Origin of the sequence: Microvirgula aerodenitrificans DSM 15089, assembly GCF_000620105.1 — a bacterium.
In the GTDB taxonomy this organism is placed as follows: Bacteria; Pseudomonadota; Gammaproteobacteria; order Burkholderiales; family Aquaspirillaceae; genus Microvirgula; species Microvirgula aerodenitrificans.
The window spans coordinates 25,605-49,467 of sequence record NZ_JHVK01000014.1 but is presented as its reverse complement, the minus strand read 5'-3'; the positions used below and the strand labels follow the sequence as shown (position 1 = coordinate 49,467).

20 protein-coding genes and 1 pseudogene are annotated in these 23,863 nt (G+C 64.0%); 13 read left to right on the top strand and 8 right to left on the bottom strand.

Features of this window, described 5'->3' with window-relative positions:
• Positions 1-34: 34 nt before the first annotated feature.
• The 5 genes from Q352_RS0112465 (at position 35) to Q352_RS0112445 (ending at position 5,869) form a co-directional block, all read left to right on the top strand.
• The gene (locus tag Q352_RS0112465) at positions 35-823 is read left to right on the top strand and encodes a hypothetical protein (RefSeq protein WP_028499637.1); all 789 of its coding nucleotides are present in this window, start codon (positions 35-37) and stop codon (positions 821-823) included.
• A 148-nt stretch (positions 824-971) separates the two neighbouring features.
• Positions 972-1,658, top strand: coding sequence for a hypothetical protein (locus Q352_RS22340; protein ID WP_051528919.1), 687 nt, complete (start codon positions 972-974; stop codon positions 1,656-1,658).
• A 181-nt stretch (positions 1,659-1,839) separates the two neighbouring features.
• Complete coding sequence (locus Q352_RS0112455; protein ID WP_028499636.1) at positions 1,840-3,372, top strand: hypothetical protein; 1,533 nt, start codon at positions 1,840-1,842, stop codon at positions 3,370-3,372.
• Positions 3,369-4,610 (top strand): TolB-like translocation protein, encoded by a 1,242-nt coding sequence (locus Q352_RS24300; protein ID WP_156952539.1) that lies wholly within the window; start codon positions 3,369-3,371, stop codon positions 4,608-4,610. Before Q352_RS0112455 ends, Q352_RS24300 begins: the two co-directional genes overlap by 4 nt.
• Positions 4,607-5,869 carry a hypothetical protein gene (locus Q352_RS0112445; protein ID WP_028499634.1) on the top strand — a complete coding sequence of 421 codons (1,263 nt, stop codon included), beginning with the start codon at positions 4,607-4,609 and terminating at the stop codon, positions 5,867-5,869. The genes Q352_RS24300 and Q352_RS0112445 overlap by 4 nt, the downstream gene beginning before the upstream one ends.
• A 19-nt stretch (positions 5,870-5,888) precedes the next feature.
• Here Q352_RS0112445 and Q352_RS20935 read toward each other — a convergent pair whose 3' ends face one another.
• Genes Q352_RS20935 through Q352_RS0112425 form a run of 4 tightly spaced genes read right to left on the bottom strand, consistent with a single transcriptional unit; the run spans position 5,889 to position 12,031 of the window.
• The gene (locus Q352_RS20935) at positions 5,889-8,684 is read right to left on the bottom strand and encodes a bpX6 domain-containing protein (protein WP_051528918.1); all 2,796 of its coding nucleotides are present in this window, start codon (positions 8,682-8,684) and stop codon (positions 5,889-5,891) included.
• On the bottom strand, positions 8,671-10,476 hold the full coding sequence (locus Q352_RS22335; RefSeq protein WP_028499633.1) for a hypothetical protein: 1,806 nt from the start codon (positions 10,474-10,476) through the stop codon (positions 8,671-8,673). Before Q352_RS22335 ends, Q352_RS20935 begins: the two co-directional genes overlap by 14 nt.
• Complete coding sequence (locus Q352_RS0112430; RefSeq protein ID WP_028499632.1) at positions 10,473-10,913, bottom strand: bpX5 domain-containing protein; 441 nt, start codon at positions 10,911-10,913, stop codon at positions 10,473-10,475. Before Q352_RS0112430 ends, Q352_RS22335 begins: the two co-directional genes overlap by 4 nt.
• Positions 10,910-12,031 (bottom strand): AAA family ATPase, encoded by a 1,122-nt coding sequence (locus tag Q352_RS0112425; RefSeq protein WP_028499631.1) that lies wholly within the window; start codon positions 12,029-12,031, stop codon positions 10,910-10,912. The genes Q352_RS0112430 and Q352_RS0112425 overlap by 4 nt, the downstream gene beginning before the upstream one ends.
• A 233-nt stretch (positions 12,032-12,264) precedes the next feature.
• Here Q352_RS0112425 and Q352_RS0112420 point away from each other — a divergent pair, with 233 nt between their 5' ends.
• The 4 genes from Q352_RS0112420 (at position 12,265) to Q352_RS22840 (ending at position 15,728) form a co-directional block, all read left to right on the top strand.
• Complete coding sequence (locus tag Q352_RS0112420; RefSeq protein WP_028499630.1) at positions 12,265-12,948, top strand: hypothetical protein; 684 nt, start codon at positions 12,265-12,267, stop codon at positions 12,946-12,948.
• A gap of 82 nt (positions 12,949-13,030) precedes the next feature.
• Positions 13,031-13,750 (top strand): peptidylprolyl isomerase, encoded by a 720-nt coding sequence (locus Q352_RS0112415; RefSeq protein ID WP_028499629.1) that lies wholly within the window; start codon positions 13,031-13,033, stop codon positions 13,748-13,750.
• A gap of 205 nt (positions 13,751-13,955) precedes the next feature.
• Positions 13,956-14,768 carry an HNH endonuclease gene (locus Q352_RS22845; RefSeq protein ID WP_084300126.1) on the top strand — a complete coding sequence of 271 codons (813 nt, stop codon included), beginning with the start codon at positions 13,956-13,958 and terminating at the stop codon, positions 14,766-14,768.
• Positions 14,769-15,110: 342 nt separating this feature from the next.
• Positions 15,111-15,728 (top strand): HNH endonuclease, encoded by a 618-nt coding sequence (locus Q352_RS22840; protein ID WP_156952538.1) that lies wholly within the window; start codon positions 15,111-15,113, stop codon positions 15,726-15,728.
• 5 nt (positions 15,729-15,733) lie between these two features.
• On the opposite strand, the gene Q352_RS0112410 is transcribed toward Q352_RS22840, so the two are convergent.
• Entirely contained in the window at positions 15,734-16,696 is a 963-nt protein-coding gene (locus Q352_RS0112410; protein ID WP_028499628.1) for a LysR family transcriptional regulator, read from the bottom strand.
• A gap of 122 nt (positions 16,697-16,818) precedes the next feature.
• Here Q352_RS0112410 and Q352_RS0112405 point away from each other — a divergent pair, with 122 nt between their 5' ends.
• From Q352_RS0112405 to Q352_RS0112395, 3 genes are all read left to right on the top strand, one after another.
• Positions 16,819-17,670 carry an aldo/keto reductase gene (locus tag Q352_RS0112405; RefSeq protein ID WP_028499627.1) on the top strand — a complete coding sequence of 284 codons (852 nt, stop codon included), beginning with the start codon at positions 16,819-16,821 and terminating at the stop codon, positions 17,668-17,670.
• 76 nt (positions 17,671-17,746) lie between these two features.
• Positions 17,747-18,583, top strand: a complete 837-nt coding sequence (locus tag Q352_RS0112400; protein WP_028499626.1) for a (R)-mandelonitrile lyase — start codon at positions 17,747-17,749, stop codon at positions 18,581-18,583.
• A gap of 42 nt (positions 18,584-18,625) precedes the next feature.
• Positions 18,626-19,687 (top strand): alpha/beta hydrolase, encoded by a 1,062-nt coding sequence (locus tag Q352_RS0112395; protein ID WP_036386213.1) that lies wholly within the window; start codon positions 18,626-18,628, stop codon positions 19,685-19,687.
• Between the two features lie 56 nt (positions 19,688-19,743).
• Here Q352_RS0112395 and Q352_RS20920 read toward each other — a convergent pair.
• Positions 19,744-19,872, bottom strand: a pseudogene (locus Q352_RS20920) (transposase); the annotation flags it as partial.
• A gap of 271 nt (positions 19,873-20,143) precedes the next feature.
• Between Q352_RS20920 and Q352_RS0112385 the strand changes: the two are divergent.
• A complete protein-coding gene (locus tag Q352_RS0112385) occupies positions 20,144-21,811 on the top strand; it encodes an ABC-F family ATP-binding cassette domain-containing protein (RefSeq protein WP_028499624.1) in 1,668 nt (555 codons plus the stop codon).
• Positions 21,812-22,132: 321 nt separating this feature from the next.
• On the opposite strand, the gene Q352_RS0112380 is transcribed toward Q352_RS0112385, so the two are convergent.
• Complete coding sequence (locus Q352_RS0112380) at positions 22,133-23,218, bottom strand: ribonucleotide-diphosphate reductase subunit beta (protein WP_028499623.1); 1,086 nt, start codon at positions 23,216-23,218, stop codon at positions 22,133-22,135.
• 24 nt (positions 23,219-23,242) lie between these two features.
• Entirely contained in the window at positions 23,243-23,809 is a 567-nt protein-coding gene (locus Q352_RS0112375; protein WP_028499622.1) for a hypothetical protein, read from the bottom strand.
• Between the last annotated feature and the right edge of the window lie 54 nt (positions 23,810-23,863).

The window sequence follows — 23,863 nt, the reverse complement described above, 5'->3', positions numbered from 1 at the left end:
CCCCGACTCTTTTCCCTCCCACCAAGGAATCATCATGGCAAATCCCCTTGACCCGTCGCTGATCGCCGCCCTGCAGACCCAGAAGCAGCAGGGCGCCACACCACAGCAGGCCGTGCTCAACCTCGAACTGGCCTGCGCCGGCCATGCTGCCGGGGTGATCAATCCGCGCACGATTGGCGCGGAGGTACTGACCCTGGCCCTGCGCGAGGTCTATGGCGAGGAACTGACCGCCCTGGCCGCCGCCATCATCCTGCACAACCTCGGCTATCCGGTCGATGACATCGCCGTGGCGCTGAAGGTCAATTACTCCGGGCTGAGCGCGCTGGATCTCGGCGGCATCCTGCTGAATCCGAATGTCTATCCGCAGACCGGCCGGCCGGAACTGAGCCACGCCCTGACCGGCGCCGGCTTCTCGCCCGACGAGACCCTGCTGGCCGCGAATATCCTCTATCCGGTGCAGGTGACCGTGCTGGCGACCCAGCCATGGCAGAGCACCGGCGTGCAGGTCACCGGAACGCAGACGACCTCGATCAACTATGTCAGCGGCAACTGGTATGCCAGCCCGGGAACCGGCAATTGCACCGGCACCGGCGATCCGCGACTGATCGCCAAGCCCGGCTACACACTGCCCGGTGCGCCCGAGGGTGCGCTGGTCGGTCGCATCGGCGGCCGGGTGTTCCTGGTCGGCAACGCGGCCAGTGCTCCGCAGGGCGCTGCCGGCCTGCTTGAACTGTGCATCAACGATGACCTCGATGGCCGCTATGGCATGGGTCTGAAGGACAACCGCGGCAGCCTGCTGATCAAGATCAGCACCAGCGCCTGATGCCGGAGACGGGACCGCCCGGTGCCATCGCCCCATGCCTCGGGGTGGGCACGGGCGGTCACCGTGACATTCCGGCTGCAGATCTGGCTCTGTCGTTCGGGGAGGACGTACCATGCGGGGAAATTGACCGGATCAGGAAAATGGCATCATGAAGAAAATGGCACTGATGGCTGCACTGCTCTGTAGCGGCTGGCTGTTGCAGGCCCAGGCCGCCGGGCCGGGCAAGGCGGACAAGGCGCTGGCAGGGCATTACTACCTGCAGGGTGTGCGCGAGATGGGATCGGAACTGCTGTTGAAGGCCGATGGTCGTTTCGAGTGGGCCATCAGCTATGGCGCGATGGACCAGTACGCAAAAGGCAGCTGGCGGGTGAATGCGGGCAAGGTGGTTCTGCAGACCGCCAGCACCGACAAGGACCCGGTGTTCCGGCCGTTCCGCGATGAGGAAATGCGGGTACGCAAACCGGCAGAGGACGGCTACTGGGTCGCCATCGTCGGCATGCCGGGCGTCGGGCCGATGCGCGGGGTGGAAGTGACGTTCGAGAGTGCATCCGGCAAGACGGCGACCGCCGTCAGCGACCGCGCCGGCGATGCCATGGTGGAAATGCCGGCCAGTGAAACCTGGGCCCGCGCCGGCCTGCGCCGCGAGGGCAGCAAGGCGCCGCTGCAGTGGTTCGACCTTGCCCCGGATCGTGCCGGGCAGCGCCTGAGCGCCTTTGCCGTGGACGATATCGACTATGTGCGCGAGCAGCCGTTCCAGCGCCTGACGCTGACGGTCAAGGGCGACAAACTGGTCATGGAAGAGGGCGGCGGCGGGCTGGTCTACCAGCGTCAGTGATCCGTCCGGTTTCTGCCAGGACTGCCCCCGCAGGCACAAATGGATTCCTGCGGGGGTTTTTATGTTTTTTGAATTAAATATTCGTATATAAAAGCTTTGCGCATAGCATTATCCCTTTGGCTTGCCCATTCATTTTATCCACGGTTACCATTTGTTTTTCCAAGCCAAATCCGGACCTCGCATGCTGAGACAGACACTCCTCGCTGCCGCACTGTTTGCGGCCCTGCCCGCCGCCCATGCCGCAGAAGTCAAAAAAACGGTCGGTGCCGTGCAACTGATCGAAAACCGGCTGCTGGAGCGAGTGTCCGCCGATGGCAGTGTCCTGCTGGTCCGCAAGAGCGGCGCCGGGCTGGAAGAGGCCGATGGCGTCGTGCTCAACGAACTGCGGCTGCGCCTGTCGGAAACCGATCTCTGGAATCTGCAACCGGCACAGGGGCTGGCGCTGGATGGCGCAGCAGGCGAAACACCGGTGCCGCTGCCGGACGGTGCGTATTTCACGGCGACGACGACACGGATGTCGGCGGATGGCAAATTTGTCGCCTTTGGTGCCGGTGCCAATGGCAGCCTGGATGCCTGGCGCTGGCAGGCGGGGAGCGCCCTGCAGCGGCTGGTGCCGGAAGGCCGGGCATGGCGCTCCGGCGTGGCCGATATCAGCCGCGATGGTCGCACCGTGCTGGGCTGGCTGCTGCCGGACCGGCAGTCGGTGCCGCGCACCTTTCTGTGGACCGAGGACGGTGGATTTTCGCTGCTGCCGGACGACATGAACCTGCCGTTTGCCCTCAGTGCCGACGGCCAGCGCGTGTTCGGCACCCGTTTCCGGGGCAACTTCCGGCAACTGCTGCAGCGCGGTGCCCGGGAACTGTTCGAGCAGCAGATGCCGTTCGACAATACCGAGGGCGCCGGGGACTGGGACATCGTCGGTGTCAGCGCCGATGGCCAGCGTCTGGCCGGTCATGTCGAAATCAAGGGGACGTCGCGCTGGCAGGGATTCCTGTGGGATGAGCAGACCGGCTTCGTCGAACAGGCCGACCCGCCGATGCTGGAGCGGCAGCCCGGTGGCGAAAAGCCGGACTTCGACGACTTTGCCCGCCGTATCCGGGCAGCAAGCGGGATGACCGATGCCGACCGTTTCACCTTCCTGCAGACCGATGCGGTCAGCTGGCAGCCGGGCAAGGGGCTGGGCGTGATCGAGGCCGGCGGTGTGCCGGCCGGGATGTCGGCCCGGGGCGATACGCTGTTCGCGTACCAGACCGGTAGCTGGCCGCCCCGGCTGTGGCAGATCGACGCCGGCGGCAGGACGGACCTGGGCGGGAAACTGAATGTGCGGAACAGCTATCTGAGGCTGTTGTCGGTCTCCGACGACGGCAGCCGGGTCTGGCTGCGCGGTGATGACTATGAAGCCATGTCGTCCGGTACCTACTTCTTCCGCGACGGCAAACGGGTGCCGCTGGGCAAGGTCCAGGCGGCCATCTCGCCGGTCAGTGTCAGCGCGGACGGGCGTACCCTGGCCGGCATCGGCGCCACTGAAACGAGGCCGCAGCGCTACCCGGCCATGGTCTGGTCCGAAGCGACCGGCCGCGACACGGCCTACCACTGCCCGGGCGACAGCATGGGCAGCGGAACGCTGGTGCTGTCCGGCGACGGCAAGGTGCTGGCCACCGGTCAGTCCGGCACCAAACGCAGCGTCATCTGCCTGCGCCGCATCGCGCCGTGAGGCGCTGGCTGACGGGCATGGCCCTGGCGCTGCTGGCGCCGGCCGTGCTGGCCACCTCCGTGGCACCACAGCTTGTCGTCGACGGGCAGGTGCTGCTCGCACAGTCGGCCGATGGTCGCGTCAGGCTGGTCCATCGTGCCGGAGACCGGGCTGCGGTGAGTGTGCCGGCGCTGACGCGGGCCCTGGCGCCGTATCACCGGGCGGGGCGGGAACCGCTGGTCCGGGTGCCGGCGCTGGCCTGGGAACAGGAGCGGCGCGTCACCCCGCTGGACGGCTTTGACTACCTGCTTGCCGGCAGTGCCCGCCTGTCGGCCGATGGTGGCACGCTGGCCGTTGGTGCCGGCCGGGAAGGCGCGCTGGACGCGTGGCTGATCCGCCGCGGGCAAGCGCCCGAACGCATGCTGCCGACCGCCATGGCGCGTTACTCGTCGGTGACCGATATCAGCGCCGATGGCCGGACCGTCGTCGGCTGGCTGCTTGACCGGCAGTCCGTCGCGAGGGGCTTTCTGTGGCGGGAGCGGCGTGGCGTGCGCCTGTTGCCCGACCCCCTGCTGCTGCCGCTGGCGGTGTCCGCCGATGGTGCCGAGCTGCTGGCCAGCAGCGATCGGGAGGATCGCGACAGTCTGCGCCGCAAAGCGCTGTCGGCCGTGCTTGACCCCGATGCCGCGCTGCTGCCCGGCGACCCGGGGGTCAGTCTCTGGCGGATCGGCGAGTCGCCGACGCAGCTGGCGGCGGAAGGCCGGGCGCTGGCGTATGCCCGCCTGCAGGGGGCGGTGTTGTGGCGCACCCGCGAACCGGGCCGGCTGACGGTGCGGCTCGGGCATGAAAGTCAGACATTCGAGGCTGATGCGCTGGCCGCCGGCCAGGTGGACCGGGTGTCGGGCGGCACGATGGCAGCCAATGGCCACGCCCTGCTGCTGCAGGGCCGGCGGAACAGTTTGCTGCTGACGCCGATGCAGAAACTGCCACTGCCGGCCGGACTGCTGGCCGACAGCGTGACTTTCTCCAGCGACGGTCGCCAGGTCGCCGCCCTGTTCCGGGCCAGTGATCGTCCCGGAGAGCGTGCCCTGCGCGCCTGGTGGCGGGACCTGACCCAGGACGACAGCCGCCGCCTGCGCTGTGCCGGCGATCCGGCAGCCGGACGGCTGTTCCTGTCCGCCGATGGCTACCGTCTGACGCTGGCCGGTCAGGCGGGGGGCTATTGCGTTTTTGATCTTGCTCCGGAAGTCCAGCCATGACCCTGCGTCTCTTTCTGGCCCGTTCCTGGCCACTGTGGTTGCTGGCCGGCTGCGCCAGCATGTCCTCCGCGCCGCAGGCGCCGGTCGAGTTTTGCGCGCCGGCCAGACCGGAGCGTGCCGCCGTGCCGCCGCTGCCGCTGGTACTGACCGCGATGTCGGCCGACGGCAGCACGCTGGCCGGTTACGCGCGGGTGACTGACGGTCGCCGTGCGTTTACCTGGTCCGATGGCGACGGCTGGCGCTGGCTGGATCGCCAGTATGGCCATGTGCTGGCCCTGTCGGCCGATGGCCGGGTGGCGGTCGGTGGCTACCGGCAGACTGCCGCCTGCGTCGGGCCTGCCATCTGGGTGGATGGCGTGCGCGTCGCGCTGGAACTGCCGGCCGGCACCTGCATGGGCGAGGCGGTGGCGGTGTCCGACGATGGCAGTGTGGTCGCCGGCAGTCTGGCACCGAATGACCAGTATCCGCGGGCCTTTGTCGCCCGGCGTACCGGGCGCGGCTACTCGCTCCGCCTGCTGTCGTCGCCACCGGGGTACGCTGCCGCCAGCGCGGTATCGGCCGATGGTCGCGTGGTGGCCGGGCAGGCGGCGGACAGCGGCGGCTGGCAGCAGGCTTTCGTGCTGCGCAACGGCACGCTGACCCTGCTGGGGCCGCGTGCGCGCTACGCCCGCGCCGAAGCGCTGTCGGCCGATGGCGGCCTGGTGGCCGGCCAGGGCCGCAGTGACGGCGATGGCAGCTACTTCAGCTTTGTCGCGCCGGCCGGTCGTGACATGCGTCGCAACGACTGGCTCGAGCCGCTGCGCGCGGCCGTGCCGGACCCGGAGGTCAAAATCGGCATGGAGGCCCTGTCGCGCGACGGCAGCCGCTATACCGTCAGCCTGAAGGACAGCACCGGTGCGCCGCGCAGTGTGGTGGTCTCGCCGGAGCTGACCGAGTGGGTGAACGGGCTGGACGACGGCAGCCGTGTCCGCCTGTATGCGCTGAGTGAGGATGGCCGCATCGGCGTCGGCGCCACCCTGCCTGACGGGGCGGCAGCATCCGACGCCACCCGGGCCGTGGTCTGGGCCAATCATGGCAGCCAGCCGCTGTCCGCCGTGTATGCCGTACCGGCCGGCCAGCAACCGGCCAGCGCCCGCTACCTGTCGCGCCGGGGGGCGACCGTGGCCGGATGGCTGGCTGACGGCAGGATCTACCGGGCCAGCAATCTGCCGGGCTGCCCGGCGTGGCAGGTGCTGGGCGCGGCGTGGGCGGAGCAGTAAGCCCGCCCGCAGCATCCGGTCAGAACACGGACAGCGACAAGGTACGCCCGAGGCTGACATCGACGTGGAACAGGCGGCCGTGCTGATCGATGACCTGCCACCAGTCATCCGCGACCCGGACCTGCAGGCCGCTGCCTGCCGGCCAGTGCAGTGCTGCTTTCAGGGCCCAGTCGCGCATGCCGACATGGAACAGGTCGACTGCACCATTCGGGCTGGTGCGGCAGGCCAGATACCAGCCGGCGCCGGTTTTCAGCATCAGGCCGCTGCCGTGGCCGGCCGGGCCGGGCAGGGTGACGGCGGCGCCGTCGTCCCCGCGACCGCCACGATGCAGAATGATCTGCCCGTCCCGGTCCTGCTCAGTGTGAAATATCACGCAGCCTTCGTCACGTTCCAGCAACAGGCCGTCGCCAGTGTGCTTTTCCTGCGGCCAGCGTGAGCTGAGCCGGCGTTCCGGCAGGTGGTAGCACCACAACTGTACTTCGTCCGGCCCGGTCTGGATCAGCAGTTGCTCCACGCTTGTCCCGGCGCAGAAGGCCGTGACCATGCCCGGCAGGTCCGCCACCTGCCACAGCACCGACTGCAGCGAGGTGGTGACATCGAGCACCTGCAGCCGCGAACCGCTGACCACGGTCCAGCCGATGCCGTCGAACTGCTCCGCCATATGGTCGAACTCGCCGCTGCCGAGATCCGTGGCTGTCCGGTTGAGCAGGTCGAGCCGGCTGACCCGCCACCTGGTACCGCGCTGCGCCAGCGCCAGCACGACCTGGCCGTTGTGCGCCGGCACCAGCCGTTCCGCCGGTTGCGGGAAGCGGTGGAGCGGGGTGCCGTGCCTGTCGACCAGCATGGCGCCAGCCTCGCCGAGGGCCAGCAGGAACGTGTCATCGTTCAGCGGCACGGCATCCTGCAGCGCACGCGCGCCGGCGGCCGGCGCCTGCCAGTCCAGCGGTGCCTGTTGCTGATTGAGGGGCAGCACGGCCGGAGGCGGGAAACGCAGATCGGGCAGGTCGGCCGCGAATACCGGGCCCGCTGCCAGCGTCACCAGCTTGCTCAGGGTACGACGGTCCAGCTTGCCATGTCCTGCCATGCGGTCGGCCAGCAGCCCGGGCAGGAGGGGACGCAGGATGGCTGCGACGCCGGGACCGCGCGCGCCGAGCGTCAGGGCGCTGTCGGCGATGGCCGCGCGGGCCGGGTACTGTGCCGGATCATCGCGCAGGCCCAGCAGGAAGTCGTGGTAATGCACCATCGTGTCCGGCAACAGGATTGCCCGCCTCAGCAGCGCCCTGGCCTGCAACTGGCCCCCGGCCTGCTCGACGTTCTGCAGCCACTGTGCCGCCTGCGGCCGGAAATCGGGAAGCGGCCAGGCGGCATCGACCGCCTCCAGCCATGCGCCCTGGGCCGCCAGGGTCGTGGCCCATTCCTCGCGCAGGCGTCGGGCGGCATCGGGCCATTTGTCTTCCAGCTGCAGGATGGCGGTGGAGAAGGCGTTGTCGCGCCGCGCCACGGCAACCGCATGTTTCCAGTCGCCGGCGAGGCAGTGCAGACGGACGATGGTGTCGGCCGCCATGTCCCAGTACAGTGCCAGCGCGGCGGCCTGGGTGAAGCGCTGCTGTTTTTCCAGATAGTCGAGGGCTTCGGCATGGGACTGCAGCAGCTCGGCGAGCACGAAGACCGCCTCGTCGATACGGCCTTCGCGGTCCAGTTTTCCGAAGCTCCTCCGGTACAGGTCCATGAGGTACTGACGCAGCGGCGGGTCCAGATTCAGGCTGGCGTGGCCCGATGTGCCCGGTGCGCCGAGACGCAGATCCTTTCGCGCATGCGGCGTACTGAGTGACGGTGAGTCCGACCCGTCGCCACCGCCGAGCGGGATCGCATGGCGCAGTGCCTCGTCGAGCCGGCCGTTTTCAAACATTTCCAGCATCCGCCGCAGGTAGGCGGCCTGACGGTGGCCGAATGCCCGGGCCAGCGGCGTGGTCATGACCATGCGGGCCACCCAGTCCTGCCAGCGCTGCGGCAAGCGGGCGCGGAGCCGGCGGGCGGGCAGGCTGTCCACCAGCCGGGCGGCCAGCGGCCGGGCCCCGCCGGCCAGCCGGCGCGCGATCCAGTGATGCACGGCCCAGACCGTGATGGGTATCAGCCACCCGGGGCTGGACAGCGGCGGCAGCCTGTCGGTGATCAGCAGCCACCCCATCAACATGATGGCGAGCGCGACTTGCCATTTCCATGCTGCCGACCCGGTCGTGCCGTTCCGGGTATCAGGCCGGCTTTGCGGCGGTTGCCCGATGGCCTGGACAAAACGCTGCTGAGCCGCGTCCGCCGGGGCGACCGCCTCGCCGAGTACCTCGCGCACATCACCGGGAACGGCCGGGGTGGCGAGCACGGCTTCGCCGGGTTCGTCGCGGAAATCATCCGTGTCGAGCAGGGCATGGTCGTCGACCGACAGCCAGCCGGCCGGTTCCAGTGGCTCGGCCCCGGCAAAATGCAGGGCCAGCACGCGGCCGCCATCGACGATCCACAGATCGGCCTCGGGCAGCCGGGCCGCTTCGCCGGGGCGGATGCCGGCCGAACTCAGTGTCTGCCCGACCCGCACCAGCGGCCAGCCCAATTGGGCGGCGTCGGCGGGGAGCGGGAGGGCAAAGCGCAGCGCGTCGCCGGCGGCAAAGCGCCAGGCGGTGGCTCCGGGCTGCCAGGCCGCGACCAGTCGCGCCGCGCGCTGCGCGTCGTCGTACCAGTCGGCCGGGAACCACAACCCGTGCAGCGGCGGATTGCCATGCCATACCGGCTGGCACGGCAGCAGGCCGGGATCAATGGCTGGCATCTTCGCTGCTCCCTTCATGGATAAACAGCTTGAGGACCTGCTCTGCCAGCGAATAGACGATCAACTGTTGCTGCCCGGTCAGCAGCGCAACCTGTCCGCTGATCGGTGAGTAGCTGAGGCGCACGGCAGCGGCGGGCAGGGTGTACAGCGTCGTCAGGCCGTCCTGGTCCCACCGCGCGAGCCGTTCGTTTCCGGCGTCGATCAGCAGCAGGGCGCTGTCATCGCCAATGGTCCGGTCGAACATGCCGATCGCCCGCCAGCCGGGGGGCAAGGTCCATTCCAGAGACTGAAGCGGGCCGCCCGACTGCCACTGGAGCGGATAGACCCGCCACGTTTCTGCTTCCCCCGGGCGGCGGTCGCAGACGGCGGCCCCGCCGAACACTTCCGGTCGCGAGGCGATGCCGTTCAGCAGGACCGCAACGTCCTGGCCGACCGGTCCCAGTGTGACCTGGACATCGTCAGGATCGGTATCGTACTGCCGGATGTGCAGCCTGTCGGCTTCACGCCAGGCACAGGCGAGCCGGTGCTTGCCCACCGGCGTGATCGCCAGCACATTGCTGGCCAGGGTTTCCGGCACAGGCGGCTTGCCGCCGCTGGCCGGCTTCGCGCAGAGCAGGGCATTGTCCACCGTCAACAGCAGCAACTGCCGCTGCCGGCCGGCGGTGAGACAGGCCGCCGGCTGCAGCGCCGCGCTGCCGGCCGGTGCCGGCACCAGATCCGTCGGCAGCCTGATTCCCTCGGCTTGCCAGGCGAGGGTCTGCCCCGACTGCCTCAGTACCCCCAGTGCCGTCCTGCCATCGAGCAGGAGGGCCAGCGGCTGGGCGCCGTCAGGCCACAGCTGCCGGCGCGCCTTGCCCCGGGCATGGTTGGCGCCAGGAATGGGAAACACCATGACGCCGGGGGCGTCGAGCAGGCGCACGGCGACATGACGGCCTGCGGGCGACAGAATGGGCGGCTGTTTGATGCTGAGACGACCACTGTTTTTCTGATGGGCGTTGCTGGCGGCAGTTGGCGCAAACCGGCCTTTCAGTATGTCCTGCGCCAGCGGCTCCGGCGGCAACGGCAGTTGCAGCCTGCTCCGGCGGGTGCGCGTTTCCAGCAGGACGTCGAGGTCGCTGCCCTGCAGGGCCCGGGCGATGCCGAGGCGGTGGCTGGCCTGCGGCATTGCCCCGGCGGACGGGCTGCCGACCTGCCAGCATTCGGCCGGATTCAGCGCGGCATCGGCCAGTGACTGCTGCCACTGCTGCAGATGGGCCGGAGTCGGCAGGGTCCAGCCGCGCTGCTTGAGTAAATCGTGCAGATTGCGGACTTCCCGCGCTTCGTGCAGCGCCCCCGGCTGTTGCAGAACGCCCCAGCGCAGTGTGGCGCCGGCCTGTTCCGCACGGCGCGCCAGCAGGATCCATGCGGCGAGATGCGCCAGCCGCGGTGCGCCGAGCTGGTGCGGACCCGCGTCGAACAGCGCCAGGATCAGACGGTCGACCTGCCGGGATCTCGGCCGTGGCATCAGGAACAGGTGCTCACCCATGACCGCCCGGCGCAGGAACTCGTCCGGCGCGGCTTCGGCCAGCAGCCATTCGCTGGCGAGCAGCCGCGGATAGGGCCCGCGATGCCTCAGGTCATCCAGCCCGTCCGGCTCTGTCACGGAGGTGTCGTGCAGGCGGGACGCGGCGAGACCGGGCAGGGTGTCCAGCTGGCGAACCAGATCGCCGAGCGCGACGGCTACATCGGGCCTGAACCATTGCAGCCAGTGGTGCCAGGGTCGAAGCGCGGCGGGAAGGCTCCAGTCGCTCATGGGCGTCCCGGCCAGCGCCTGGCCAGCCGTTCCAGCAGACAGGGGGAAACTGCATGCTGCCGGTCCAGCGGCATGAACACTGCCGGCGTTCGCCACAGCAGCAGCGGCTGGCGATGGCAGCGCAGGTCTAGCGCCCGGGCGAGCAGATCATGGGCGACGTCGGGTTCGTCCTGCGTCGGCAGCCACAGTGCCGGTGCCTGCCTGCTGGGTGCCGCATAGGCAATACCATCGACCCATGGCAGGTCGGCCGCCGCACCGATCAGCACCAGCAGGTCAGAAGATGAACACATCTGCAACCGGGCACGGACGTTGGCAGGCAGGGACGCCAGCCGTGCCAGCAGCGCGGGCGCCGCGTCCCGTCCCGCCACGGCGGCAGCGGGTTCGGCGACAGTGACGGCGGGGCGCCAGTGCCAGGGCAGGGGGGAAACCAGCGTCATGCCGTTACGACAAGCCGGGCGGCCAGTTGCGTTCTGAGCCCGGCCAGGGCCTCGGGCAGTTGTTCGCGACTGAAATTGGCGTCGATCTCGCGCAACAGTGCCTCCAGCCGGGCGGGCGTCACCGTGGCGGACCGGGCCAGGCATTCCTGCGCTGCCGACTCGAGCCGCGCCGCACGGGACAACGGTTGCTGGACGGTGGCCTCACAGGCGCTGAACAGGGTAGCGTTGGCGGAGCACGCGATCTGCTCGCGCAGCACATCGCGTGCCTGCGCCTGCAGCGCTTCGGTCGGAATCACGCACAGCAGCGGCCAGATGTCGGCCTCCTGCGCCTGCAGGCGTCCGGCCAGCACGGTGGCCGCAGCGATCAGCCGCTGTGACCTGACGAGGCGGCGATCCGACAGCGGAATGCCGGCGGCCCGCAGCGAACGGATGGCATTGACCAGCGCCGGCATCGCCTCGCGCATGTCGACCCGGGCCACCTGTGCGCTCAGCAGATCCAGCTGGGCGAGACTGTTTCCGGCGGCCGGCGGCTGTTGCGCGACCTGCCAGCCGCCGGCCAGCAGGGCTTCCAGCTGGTGGTCAGCCACGGGCGACACGAAGGAGTGGACCAGGAAACGGTCAGCAAAGGCCGCCAGCGCCTCGTCTTCGGGCAGCGCATTGGCTGCCGCGACACAGATGCGCAATGGGCAGTGCAGGCGGGTATGGCCGCGCCGGAACTGGCGTTCGTTGAGCAGGCCGAGCAGCGTGTTCAGAATCGCCGTCGATCCGAGGAACACCTCGTCCAGAAAGGCGATGTCCGCTTCCGGCAGCATGTCGCTGACGTCGGTCTCGACCGTGCCGTCGCGCAGTTTCCTGAGATCCACCGCGCCGAACAGCTCCGACGGCTCGGTAAACCGGCCCAGCAGATACTCAAAGTAACGGCCGCCCAGCGAACGGGCGACGCGGCGTACCACGGCACTCTTGGCGGTGCCGGGCGGGCCGATAACCAGTAAATGCTCCTGGGCGACCGCTGCCAGCAGGATCAGTTCGGCCAGCTGTTCGCGCTCTACCAGCCCGGTGGTCGCCTGCCGGAGGTTTTCGCGCAGCTGCCCGGCGGCATGGTGCAGTTCGGCAATCATTGCTGGAGTGGCTTCCACCAGGGAAAGAAAAGGCCAGTTTGCCAGATTGGCGAAAATCATTCCAATAGCAACAATTTGTCATTATCAAAATGACATTGACGTTATCTGTTTTGAATCAGTGGCTTGTTTTTTGCACTCGTGCCGATTTCGCACCGCGGTGCCGCCAGATATTCTTCGGATTTTTTCAACGCGCTAGTATGGGGGCCCACCCCGGTCCGGAAAAAGGTATCCCGTTGCGCACTTCCATCCTGTCCCTGACTCCCGCCATCGCCCTGGCTGGTCTGCTGGCCGGCTGCGCCAGCTATTCCGAAACCCGCAGCGACACCTTCCCGTCACTGTGGCAGGTCGAGAACGGACAGTGGCAGCCGCTGGCGGACGGTGGTCTGCAGGGGGGCTGCGAGACGGGCAGCAGCGGCTGCCGGGGCGACTGGGCCAGCATCAATGGCCGGGTGCCGCTGCCGGCCAACTACCGGCTCGGTACCACGCTGACACTGCAGGATGGCGTGCTGGCCGAGCTGATGCTGGACCGCACCGCACAACGCTATACCCGCGTTTATCTGTACCGGATCGAGAACAAGCTGGCCATCGGCAACGGACGCTCGACTGCGGACAAGGCCTATGGCGGCAAGAACGTGGCCAAAGTGCCGTTCCAGGTGGAAACGAACCGCCCGTACCGGGTCGAGATCACCGTCTGCAACCGCAACCTGAGCGTCAGCATCGACGGCAAACGCTATCTGAGCGGTGAGCCGCACGACACGCGGCAGCGGGGCACGCTGGGACTGGCCGTCAATGGCCGCGCCCGGTTCGATGCGCTGCGGGTGACGGCGCTGAACCGGAACGAGTGCGCACCGGGCGACCGCTTCTCCCATCCGGAAGGCATGCCGATGCCGGCGCCGTTCTTCGTGTTTTCGGAGTAGGGACCTAGCCCGCTCGGCGTATTGTGCCGCGTCGCCGGGGTGGATAACGTGCCTTCATTACTCCCGACCCCGCGAACCTGCCATGCCTGAAGCGACCATCAACGATATCCGGATCGAAGCCGACACCCGGGCCGAACTGAACAATGCCGCCGTGCAGGAACTGCTGCGCCAGCGCGCACTGGCTGTCGGCCTGCTCGAAGACGGCGCCGACGACGACACCCGTGCTGCCGCACTGGAACAACTGCTGGAACAGGAAGTCAGCGTGCCGCAGGCCAGCGACAGCGAACTGGAACGCTATTACACCGCCCATGCCCGGCGCTACTGTGCCGGCGAACTGGTATTTGCCTCGCACATCCTGCTGCAGGTGACGTCCGGCGTGGACCTGCCGGCACTGCAGGCGCGGGCGGAAGCCATCCTGCGCAATGTGCGCGACCAGCCGGAGCGGTTCGACCAGCTGGCGCGCGAGAACTCCAACTGTCCGTCTTCCGAGCTTGGTGGCAGCCTCGGCCAGCTGCAACGCGGCGAAACCGTGCCGGAATTCGACGCCGCCCTGTTCTCCGACCAGTCCGTCGGCCTGTGGCCGCAACTGGTACGCACGCGCTTCGGCTTCCATATCCTGCGCATCGACCAGCGCGTTCCCGGCAAGCTGATGCCGTTCGACGTCGCGCGCGAACGCGTGGCCATGGACCTGCAGGGCCAGGCGCTGACCCGGGCGCTGGAACAGTATGTCCGGATCCTGGCCGGGCAGGCGAAGGTGGTGGGGGTGGATCTGGGCGCGGTGGGGGTGCCGTTGGTGAATTGAGGGGGAGATACAAGCAATGCAAAACAGCTCTGCATCCGCAGGGCTGTTTTGCATTGGCAGAGCCTGCCAGCACACGGCTGTGCTTTTGCGGAGACACGTCAGGGGAGCACTGACAAGTACGCGCGATACCCCTCCAAAATTATTCAATAGTTGATTGCGATGAGCCATGCTGGCAGCATGATAACTTGCGCATGGCTGGAGATGTATGGTGTACGTTGTAATCACCGAGAATGATGAATCTTCCTGGGGAGATGTGACTGGCTGTATCTATCATTTCCCAAAGCGATATGAAAAGTATATACGGGAAGGTGTTACGGTTGTTTACTACAAAGGGAAAAATAAAAAGAAAGAATTCGTAGCTAAGCGACTTTCTAGTTCCCCCCATTACTTTGGTATCGCCAAAATTGGGAAAATCATCCCCGATGAAAAAAGCAAAAAAGGAGATCTTTTTGCTACTATTGATGATTATCAAAGTTTTAGAAAACCAGTATTGGCTAAAACTGCATCAGGGTACTTGGAAAAAATACCTGCCTCTAAACAGAGCAATTACTGGCGGGATGGTGTTCGCCCGATAAATAAAGCTATTTATCAGGAAATTTGTTCCCAATTGGATGATGATGATATTGCGCCAATAGTGGATGTGGCTGAAATTGACTCTTCGGAAAATGAAAGCCTATCATTTGAATCTCAGCAAGAGGGAACGAAAAAACTTAAGTATGTGACGTATTATGAACGGCAGCACAAACTTCGGGTTCAAGCTGTCGCTATTCATGGCTGTACATGTGCTGCGTGTGGGTTCAATTTTTTTTATTTCTATGGTGAATATGCAAAAGATTTTATTCACATTCATCATACTGTACCTGTTTCCGAGCTCGGGGGTGAAATGTTGGTTAACCCCAAGAGCGATTTAGTGCCATTATGTGCAAATTGCCATGCGGTTGTGCATAGGAAAAAAGATAAAACATTATCATTATTTGAGTTAAAGGAATTGATAAATTCCGCTGCTAAAAATCGGTAAAAAATGAAATCAAATTAGAGGGGTTTACATTATTATTCATTGATAGTGGATGGTATTGCTAATATGGAAAAAACCCCATATTTTGTTAGCGAATTTTTCCACTTTCCAAATGTTATTCCAATGGTATTGTGACTGTTATTAAGTAAATGTTTATCTGTATTTTTGGCAGGTTCAGTCGAAATTATTTGACTGGTCAGCCTATTTGTTTCCCAGTATAGAAATTGAATCTCACACGTTCTCTCTACTTACTCTTGCAGCTGTGGCGGAAGAAGCCAACGGAGTAGCATGGGCAGTGGATGAGTTACGACTCGGCAGTCGAAATCTATCTGGATATGATGGCCCATGGCCCATGACCGAGCAGGCAAGCCTTATGTTAAAAAACAGTACTACGAAAAACTTGCAGGGAAATTTAATAGAACGGCAAAGGCATTCGAGTATCGGATGCAAAATATTTCCTATGTGCTTTCGCTGATGGGACGGGACTGGCTTCGTGGTCTAAAACCGGCAAAAAATGTCGGTGCGCAAGTGGCTGGACAAATCGAGCAACTACTTGCGGAAGCCGAAGGGCGGCAGGTAGCACCCATCGTTGCGTTTGAGATTGCTGTTCGGGATGAGGTGAAAAAGAAGCAACTTCCTGTGCCGACAGGCAGTGATAGCCCCCAACCGTTCACCTCTGCAAGTACTCAATATGCTCGTGACCCAGAAATCAAAGCATGGATTTTGCAGCAGGCCGGTGGTGTTTGCGAGTGCTGTAAAAAATCAGCTCCTTTTAAGGCTGCAGATGGCATGCCTTATCTTGAGGTGCACCACGTCAGAAGATTGGCCGATCAAGGCTCAGATCAAGTATCGAATGCGGTAGCCGTCTGCCCAAACTGCCACCGTGAACTTCATTATGGCGCATATTCAAAACAGTTAGTCGAACAGCTGTATTTATCCGTTGAGCGCTTGGTGTGTGAGTAGTGCCGTCATTCTGTCCCTCGCACCCGGCGATACCCGTCCCGCAGCTCTTCAGCACTCAGCAAATACGCCGGATTGTCAGTAAGACGCTTTACCGCGAGGTCGATGAACGCCCGGGCTCGTACCGGCTGGGACGTCCTGCTGCCAAAGTACACGGAATAGTTTCCAAACTCGGGTATGTGATCCAGTAGAACGGGAACCAGCCGTCCTGAACGAATGTAGGGGGCGGCGGTGACGCCTGCCAATTGTCCCAGTACGCTGCCGGACAGCACGGCCTGCAGCTCGAACATCTCGTCATTGCTGCAGATTGCGGGAACGACCGGCTGGTCGACGATCTGTTCGCCAAGCCTCACATGCCACGGCGTGACTTTGCCCGTTCCGGGATTACGGAAAGCACTGCAACGGTGAGAGGCGAGCGCGGCCAGTGAGCCCGGCGCCCCATAACGCTGGAAGTAGGCCGGCGCGCCGCAAACAATCAATTGCAGCGGGAACAGCTTGCGCGCGATGACGCCCTCGTGTGGCGACGGTCCAAGCCGGAAGCCGACGTCCACCCGGTTTTCAACCCAGTTGCCAACTCCGTCATCCAGAAGCACGTCTGGCTGAATGTCCGGGTACAACGCGCAGAACTCTTCCACTAGATGCCAAAGGATGGGCTGGAATGTCGTGCGGGGGCCGGCGATGCGCAGTGGCCCGGCAAACTCCTCTTTGGCCGTCCGGGCATGCGCCAGTGCGCGTTGTATGCCCAGCAGTGCCGGCTGGACATCTTCAAGCAGGCGCTGACCAGCATCCGTGAGGGACATGACCCTCGTAGTACGGTGAAACAGCCGCGCATTCAGATGCGCTTCCAGCTGTGCCAGCGCCTTGCTGGCTGCCTGAGGGCTGATGTCGAGAGCCTGCGCCGCTTTGCGCAGGCTGCCCAGTTCTGCCGCCTTGATGAAGGTGGACAAGGATCGAAGCTCGTTGATGGCCATTCGAAGGCGCCTCCTTTTCGTTATTGTCCCTAATTTGATGTTAATAAAACAATCTTTTTGCAGCTATTTAAATGCGAGTATCGGGCCTAGAGTTCAAGCCAGCAAACCTTCGAGGACTCGCCATGCAACACGTGACACTGAACAACGGCGTAGAAATGCCCATCCTGGGCTTCGGCGTCTTTCAAATTCCTGATGCGAAGGAATGCGAACGCAGCGTGATTGATGCCATCGAGAGTGGCTACCGGCTGATTGATACTGCAGCCTCGTATATGAACGAAGAGGCTGTTGGCAAGGGGCTCAAGGCCAGTGGCGTCGCTCGCGACCAGCTCTTCGTAACGACCAAGCTGTGGGTGCAGGAAGCCGGGTATGAGCACACCCGCGAGGCGATCGACAAGTCGCTACGACGCCTGCAGCTCGACTATCTGGACCTGTATCTGATTCACCAGCCGTTTGGTGACGTGCACGGTTCCTGGCGAGCGATGGAAGAGGCTTGCCGTGCCGGCAAGCTGCGCGCCATTGGCGTCAGCAATTTTCATCCTGACCGGCTCATGGATATCAAGGCATTCAACGAGATGGCGCCGGCTGTGAACCAGATCGAGGTGAATCCCTTTTTGCAGCAACGGGAGAGCGCTCCCTTCATGCAGGAAATCGGTGTGCAGGCCGAAGCCTGGGCGCCATTTGCAGAGGGCCGCAACAACCTGTTCCAGAACGAGTTGCTTATCGGTATCGGCAGGCGCTACGGCAAGTCCGTGGGCCAGGTTGTGCTGCGCTGGCTGACGCAGCGAGGCATCGTCGCGCTGGCCAAGTCGGTGCGCAAGGAGCGCATGGCCGAAAACCTCGCCGTTCTGGATTTCGAACTGGCTGATGCAGACATGGCCCTCATCGCCACGCTGGATACCAACACAAGCAGTTTCTTCTCGCATCGCGACCCGGCCATCGTCAAGTGGATGGCCGAGCGCAGACTCGATATCTGAAGCAAATGGCCATGACCGTACCCAAAGCTCCGGACCTACGTCGGCGTGACATCTTGTGCCCAAAGGAGGCCCGTTCATGAAAGCGCTGATTATGCTTGCCCTGACGTGTGCCGCCGGCGCCAATACGCAGCTACCCGCCCGGGCAGCGCCCTTGCCGGTCGTTGAAGTGCGTTCCGCTGAGACTGCACCCGTGTCCATCGGATCGACGGAGACATTTACCGGGACTGTTCGCATTTCCACGCCATTCCAGGCTCTCCCGCCCGGTCACGCAGGGGGGGCTTCCGTGAGCTTTGAAGCACAAGCCCGGACCGCATGGCACAGCCACCCTCTCGGGCAGATTCTCGTCGTTACCTCCGGGATTGGCCTGGTGCAGCAAGACGGCCAGCCTGCACAGATCCTCCGGCCCGGCGATGTCGTTACCATTCCTGCAAATGTGCGCCATTGGCATGGCGCAGGACCTGGCGGAGCGATGACGCATATTGCAATCGCCGAGAAAGAAAATGGCAGCGCCGTCACCTGGCAAGACAAGGTAAGTGATCAGGACTATCTGGCTGCAGTGAAGAGCACGGGATTAGGGTCGGCCCCGGTGGGCAGCCCGAGCCGTGCCCGGCAGTTGATGGGGGATGTCGCCCCCAAACTTGCCGAACTTACGGATCAGGTTCTGTTTGGCGAGATATGGGAGCGACCCGGCCTGGGCAAGCGGGACCGCAGTCTTGCCACCGTCAGTGCCCTGATTGCCATGAACCGGCCGGAGCAACTGCGCTCGCACCTCGTCCTTGGCCTTCAGAACGGCCTGACGCAGTTGGAGCTGTCCGAGCTCATCACCCATCTGGCCTTCTATACGGGCTGGCCAAATGCCGTGTCGGCAACGGGGGTTGCCAGGGATGTTTTTCAGCGCAAACCCGCGCCCTGATCCCGCTGCCGGCCCCCGGGATCCCGCCCATTCGAGACTCTTATGAATTTGAAAATCTTCAACGCATTCTGCGTGGCTGGCGCGATCAGCCTTTTATCGGGAGCAAGCATGGCTGCAGACTACAGGCAGAATCCCTTCTCGCTGGCCTACGACGGCGCCATTACCGGGAACGTCAGGGGAGCCGTCAATATCACGCCGGTGACATACCGGCTCAACGGCCTGGATATCGTCGCCAATGTTTACACGCCCGCCCATTTCGATGCGAAACGAAAGTACCCCGCGGTTGTGGTCGCGCATCCGAATGGTGGCGTCAAGGAGCAGGTGGCTGGTCTGTACGCGCAACGGCTTGCCGAGCAGGGTTATATCACCATCGTTGCCGACGCCGCCTATCAAGGCGGCAGTGGCGGCATACCGCGTCACGTCGACAAGCCGGCGAATCGCGTGGAAGACATCCATGGGATGGCGGACTTTATTTCCGGTTTCCAGGGCGTCGATCCGGCGCGACTCGGGCTGCTCGGTATCTGCGGTGGAGGCGGCTACGCTTTGGCCGCGGCAGAATCCGATAAGAGATTCAAAGCGGTTGCGACGTTGAGCATGTTCAACTCGGGGCGGGTTCGCCGTAATGGTTATGCGGATTCGCAACTGGACACCATCCAGTCACGGCTGCAGCAGGCTTCGGCAGCCCGGGCCCAGGAGGCAGTGGGAGGGGACGTCCTTTATTCCGGGGATGCAAACCTGACCGACGAACAGATTGCCAGCTTGCCGTTCGATCTGTATCGGCAGGGTTACGAGTACTACGGGAAGACACACGCGCACCCCAACTCGACCTTCAAGTACACCACGAGCAGCCTGCTGGACCTGATGCGCTGGGATGCAACCGACAATATCGAACTCATTGCCCAGCCTCTGCTGATGATGGCCGGCAGCCGGGCCGACTCGCTCTATATGAGCAAGGAAGCGTTCACGAAGGCAGTGAATGCAAAGGACAAGGAGTTGTTCCTGATCGAGGGAGCGACCCATATCGAGACGTACTGGAAGCCGCTGTATGTGGGCCTGGCCGTAAACAAGCTGAAAGACTTCTTTGGCCGGACGCTTTATGGATGACTGGTGGATGGTCGGGCAGGGCGTTATCTGCTGCTCGACACCCCTGTGAGACTCATCTTCTTCCCGTTGTAGAAGGTGGCCTTGGAGATGCCCATCTTGTGGCAGACCTCCGCGACCGTGGTGCCCGACTCCGCCTGGCGCAGCGCTAAGGCAATCTGCTCTTCCGTGAACTTCGATTTTTTCATGACAAATCTCCTGCCCGGATGGGCTCAAATTTGCCAGAAACCTCTACTTTTCACCGCTACGGTTTTTCGGGAGGAGGTCATTGGAGCGCGTAGGGGCGTGTTACCATCTGCGCCGCGCCGTTTTTATTGCTTTGCAGCATGCGGCGGCGCCACGCTGCCGAGGCAGCACCCTTGTCCTGATGCGGCCAACGTTGGCCGCATTGCCTGTCGTCTTCCCGCCTTGTCGCCGGTCGCGGCGTAACCTGTTTCCTGCCGCCGCACGGCGCTTCCCATGATCATTCTGAAAAACGTGGCCTTGCGCCGCGGTACCAAAGTCCTGCTCGACAACGCGTCGGTGACGCTCAATCCTGGCGAGAAAGTCGGCCTGGTCGGCCGCAACGGCGCCGGCAAATCCTCGCTGTTCGCGGTGCTGAACGGCTCGCTGCACGAAGACGGCGGCGATGTGTCGATCCCGTCGCAGTGGCGCATGTCGCAGGTGGCGCAGGACATGCCGGAAACGGTGCAGACGGCGACCGAGTTCGTGGTCGAAGGCGATGCCATCCTGCTCGCCGCGCAGCGGGAGGTGACCGAGGCCGAGGCCGGCGAAGACTATATGCGCATGGCGCACGCCTATACCGCGCTCAACGATGCCGGCGCCCACGACGCGCCGGCCCGGGCGCAGGCACTGATTCTCGGCTTGGGTTTCAGTGTCGCCGAGTTGCAGCAGCCAGTGAACAGCTTCTCCGGCGGCTGGCGCATGCGGCTGCAACTGGCGCGCGCGCTGATGTGTCCGTCCGATCTGCTGCTGCTGGACGAGCCGACCAACCACCTGGATCTGGATGCGCTGGTGTGGCTGGAGGCGTGGCTGAAGCAGTACGCCGGTACCATGGTGGTGATCAGCCATGACCGCGAATTCCTCGATGCCGTCACCACGGTGACGCTGCACGTCGACAACGCCAAGCTGGTGCGCTACGGCGGCAATTACAGCAAGTTCGAGTACATGCGTGCCGAACAGCTGACCCTGCAGCAGGCGGCGCAGGCCAAGCAGCAGGAAAAGATGGCGCACCTGCAGAAGTTCATCGACCGCTTCAAGGCCAAGGCCAGCAAGGCCAAGCAGGCGCAGAGCCGCGTCAAGGCGCTGGAGCGGATGGAGAAGATCGCGCCGGTGCTGGCCGACGCCGACTTCCAGTTCGAATTCAAGGAGCCGATGAGCCTGCCGAACTCGATGCTGTCGATGACCGGCGCGGCGTTCGGCTATCCGGCAATGGATGGCGCGCCGGCAGACACACCGCCGACGGTGATCGTGCGCAACGTCAACCGCACCGTGCTGGCCGGCCAGCGCATCGGCATTCTCGGCGCCAACGGCCAGGGCAAGTCGACGCTGGTGAAAACCGTGGCCGAGGCGCTGCAGGCGGTCGGTGGCGAGATCATCCGCGGCAAGGGGCTGAACATCGGCTACTTCTCGCAACAGGAACTGGACGTGCTGCGGCCGGAGGACGATCCGCTGCAGCACATGTTCCGCCTGGCGCGCGACACCCCGGCGGCGATGCGGCCGTCGGCCAATGACTGCCGCGAGCAGGGGCTGCGCAATTTCCTCGGCACCTTCAACTTCAGCGGCGACATGGTGAAGCAGGCGGTCGGCAGCATGAGCGGCGGCGAGAAGGCGCGGCTGGTGCTGTGCATGATCGTGTGGCAGCGGCCGAACCTGCTGCTGCTGGATGAACCGACCAACCATCTGGACCTCACCACCCGCGAGGCGCTGAGCGTGGCGCTGAACGAGTTCGAAGGCTCGGTGATGCTGGTCAGCCACGACCGGGCGTTGCTGCGCGCGGTGTGTGACGAATTCTGGATGGTGTCGCGTGGCGGGGTCAGCGATTTCGCGGGCGATCTGGACGATTACCAGGTCTACCTGCTGGAAGAGGCCAAGCGCCGGCGAGAAGAGGCGGCCGGCAAGCGCTGAGCCGGCCCGTCTGCGCGTTACCTCCTTGCGGCCAATCATGGGGCAGGATTACCTGCAGGAGCCGGGGCAGTCCACTTCCAATAGGTAAGCGGCCATTTTTCATCGAGCCGTCGAACGTCAGTTTTGGCCGAGAAGCGAGCGCATGCCAATGTTCAAGCAAGAGGTTACTTCCGATTACTGATACTGCCGATCGCAACATGGAAAGGGCCCTGTAACGACAGGGCCCTTTCTTCTCGCAAAGCAAGATTTCATGCTTTGGTTATCGGAAATTTCAACTTTTGACTACAAAATTTCAACCTTTCCGATTTCTGACAACCCCCCTCAATCCCAATTCAAAGCCCCGCCCGTCTGATACTCCGTCACCCGGGTCTCGAAGAAGTTCTTTTCCTTCTTCAGGTCGATCATCTCGCTCATCCATGGGAACGGGTTGCTGGCGCCGGGGAACAGTTCGGTCAGGCCGATCTGCTGCATGCGGCGGTTGCAGATAAAGCGCAGGTATTCCTTGAACTGCGGGGCGTTCAGGCCGAGCACGCCGCGCGGCATGGTGTCTTCGGCGTATGCGTATTCGAGGTCGACCGCCTTGCGGAACAGCTCATCCAGGCTGGCCTTGAAGCTGTCGGTCCACAGTTCCGGGTTTTCCAGCTTGATGGTGTTGATCAGGTCGATGCCGAAATTGCAGTGCATCGACTCGTCGCGCAGGATGTACTGGTACTGCTCGGCGGCGCCGGTCATCTTGTTCTGGCGGCCGAGGGCGAGGATCTGCACGAAGCCGACGTAGAAGAACAGGCCTTCCATGATGCAGGCAAACACGATCAGCGACTTCAGCAGTTGCTGGTCGGTTTCCAGCGTGCCGGTCTTGAAGGCCGGGTTGCACAGCGCGTCGATAAACGGGATCAGGAACTCGTCCTTGTCGCGGATCGAGGCGATCTCGTTGTAGGCGTTGAAGATTTCGCCTTCGTCCAGGCCGAGGCTTTCGACGATGTACTGGTAGGCGTGGGTGTGGATGGCCTCGTCGAAGGCCTGGCGCAGCAGGAACTGGCGGCATTCCGGCGACGTGATCTGGCGGTAGGTGCCGAGCACGATATTGTTGGCAGCCAGGCTGTCGGCAGTGACGAAGAAGCCGAGGTTGCGCTTGACGATGCGCATTTCGTCTTCGCTCAGCTGGCCGGTCTTCCACTGCTCGATGTCGCGCTGCATGTTCACTTCCTGCGGCATCCAGTGGTTTGCGCACTGGGCCAGGTACTTCTCCCATGCCCACTTGTGTTTGAACGGCACCAGCTGGTTCACGTCGGTCTTGCCGTTGATGATGCGCTTGTCGACCGCGTTGACGCGGTTCGGCATGGCGGTGGCAGTCGGATTGGCCGGTACGGCCGGCGCGGCGATGTCGTTGTCTTCAAATGTCAGCATGTCGGTTCCTGTCGGGTACGTCGATTATTGGGTAAGGGGGGAGAGCAGCCGCACGTCGATCGGCGAGAGGTCCTCCACGTGCCAGACGCGGCGGATATGGCCGAAGTCGCGCGGGCGGCCGTCGCGCAGCAGCAGTTCCGGCCGGTACGACAGATCGAGCCGGATCTCGCCGAGATAGACGGCGCGACCGGCGGTCACGGTAAACGGCGCGCTCATCGGCATCCGGATGATCTGCCGCGTACGCCAGCCGGCGATCTCCTGCGGGTAGTAGCCGATGGCCTCGACAAAGCGGTAGTTGCCCGGCGGCAGCGTCAGCAGGGCCAGCTTGCCTTCGACCGGCGACGAGCCGGCTTCGCCGAACACCGAGTCGGTCAGCAGGCTGGCGTGGATGTTGCCACCCCGGCCAGGCGCGCCGTCCGGCACGTAAATCGCCTCGATCGAGCTCGCATCCGGCTCGAAAGCCAGCGCGGTCATCGACACGATGGCGTAGCCGTAGCCGGGCGGCGGTTGCAGGCTGCCGTTCAGTTGTTTGGCAACCGTGGCGCAGCCGGCCAGGGTCAGGCAGCAGATCAGTAACAGCAGGCGTTTCATGACGCTCTCTCCAATCGACGACGGGAACAGACAGGTGACGATTGTGCTTATACA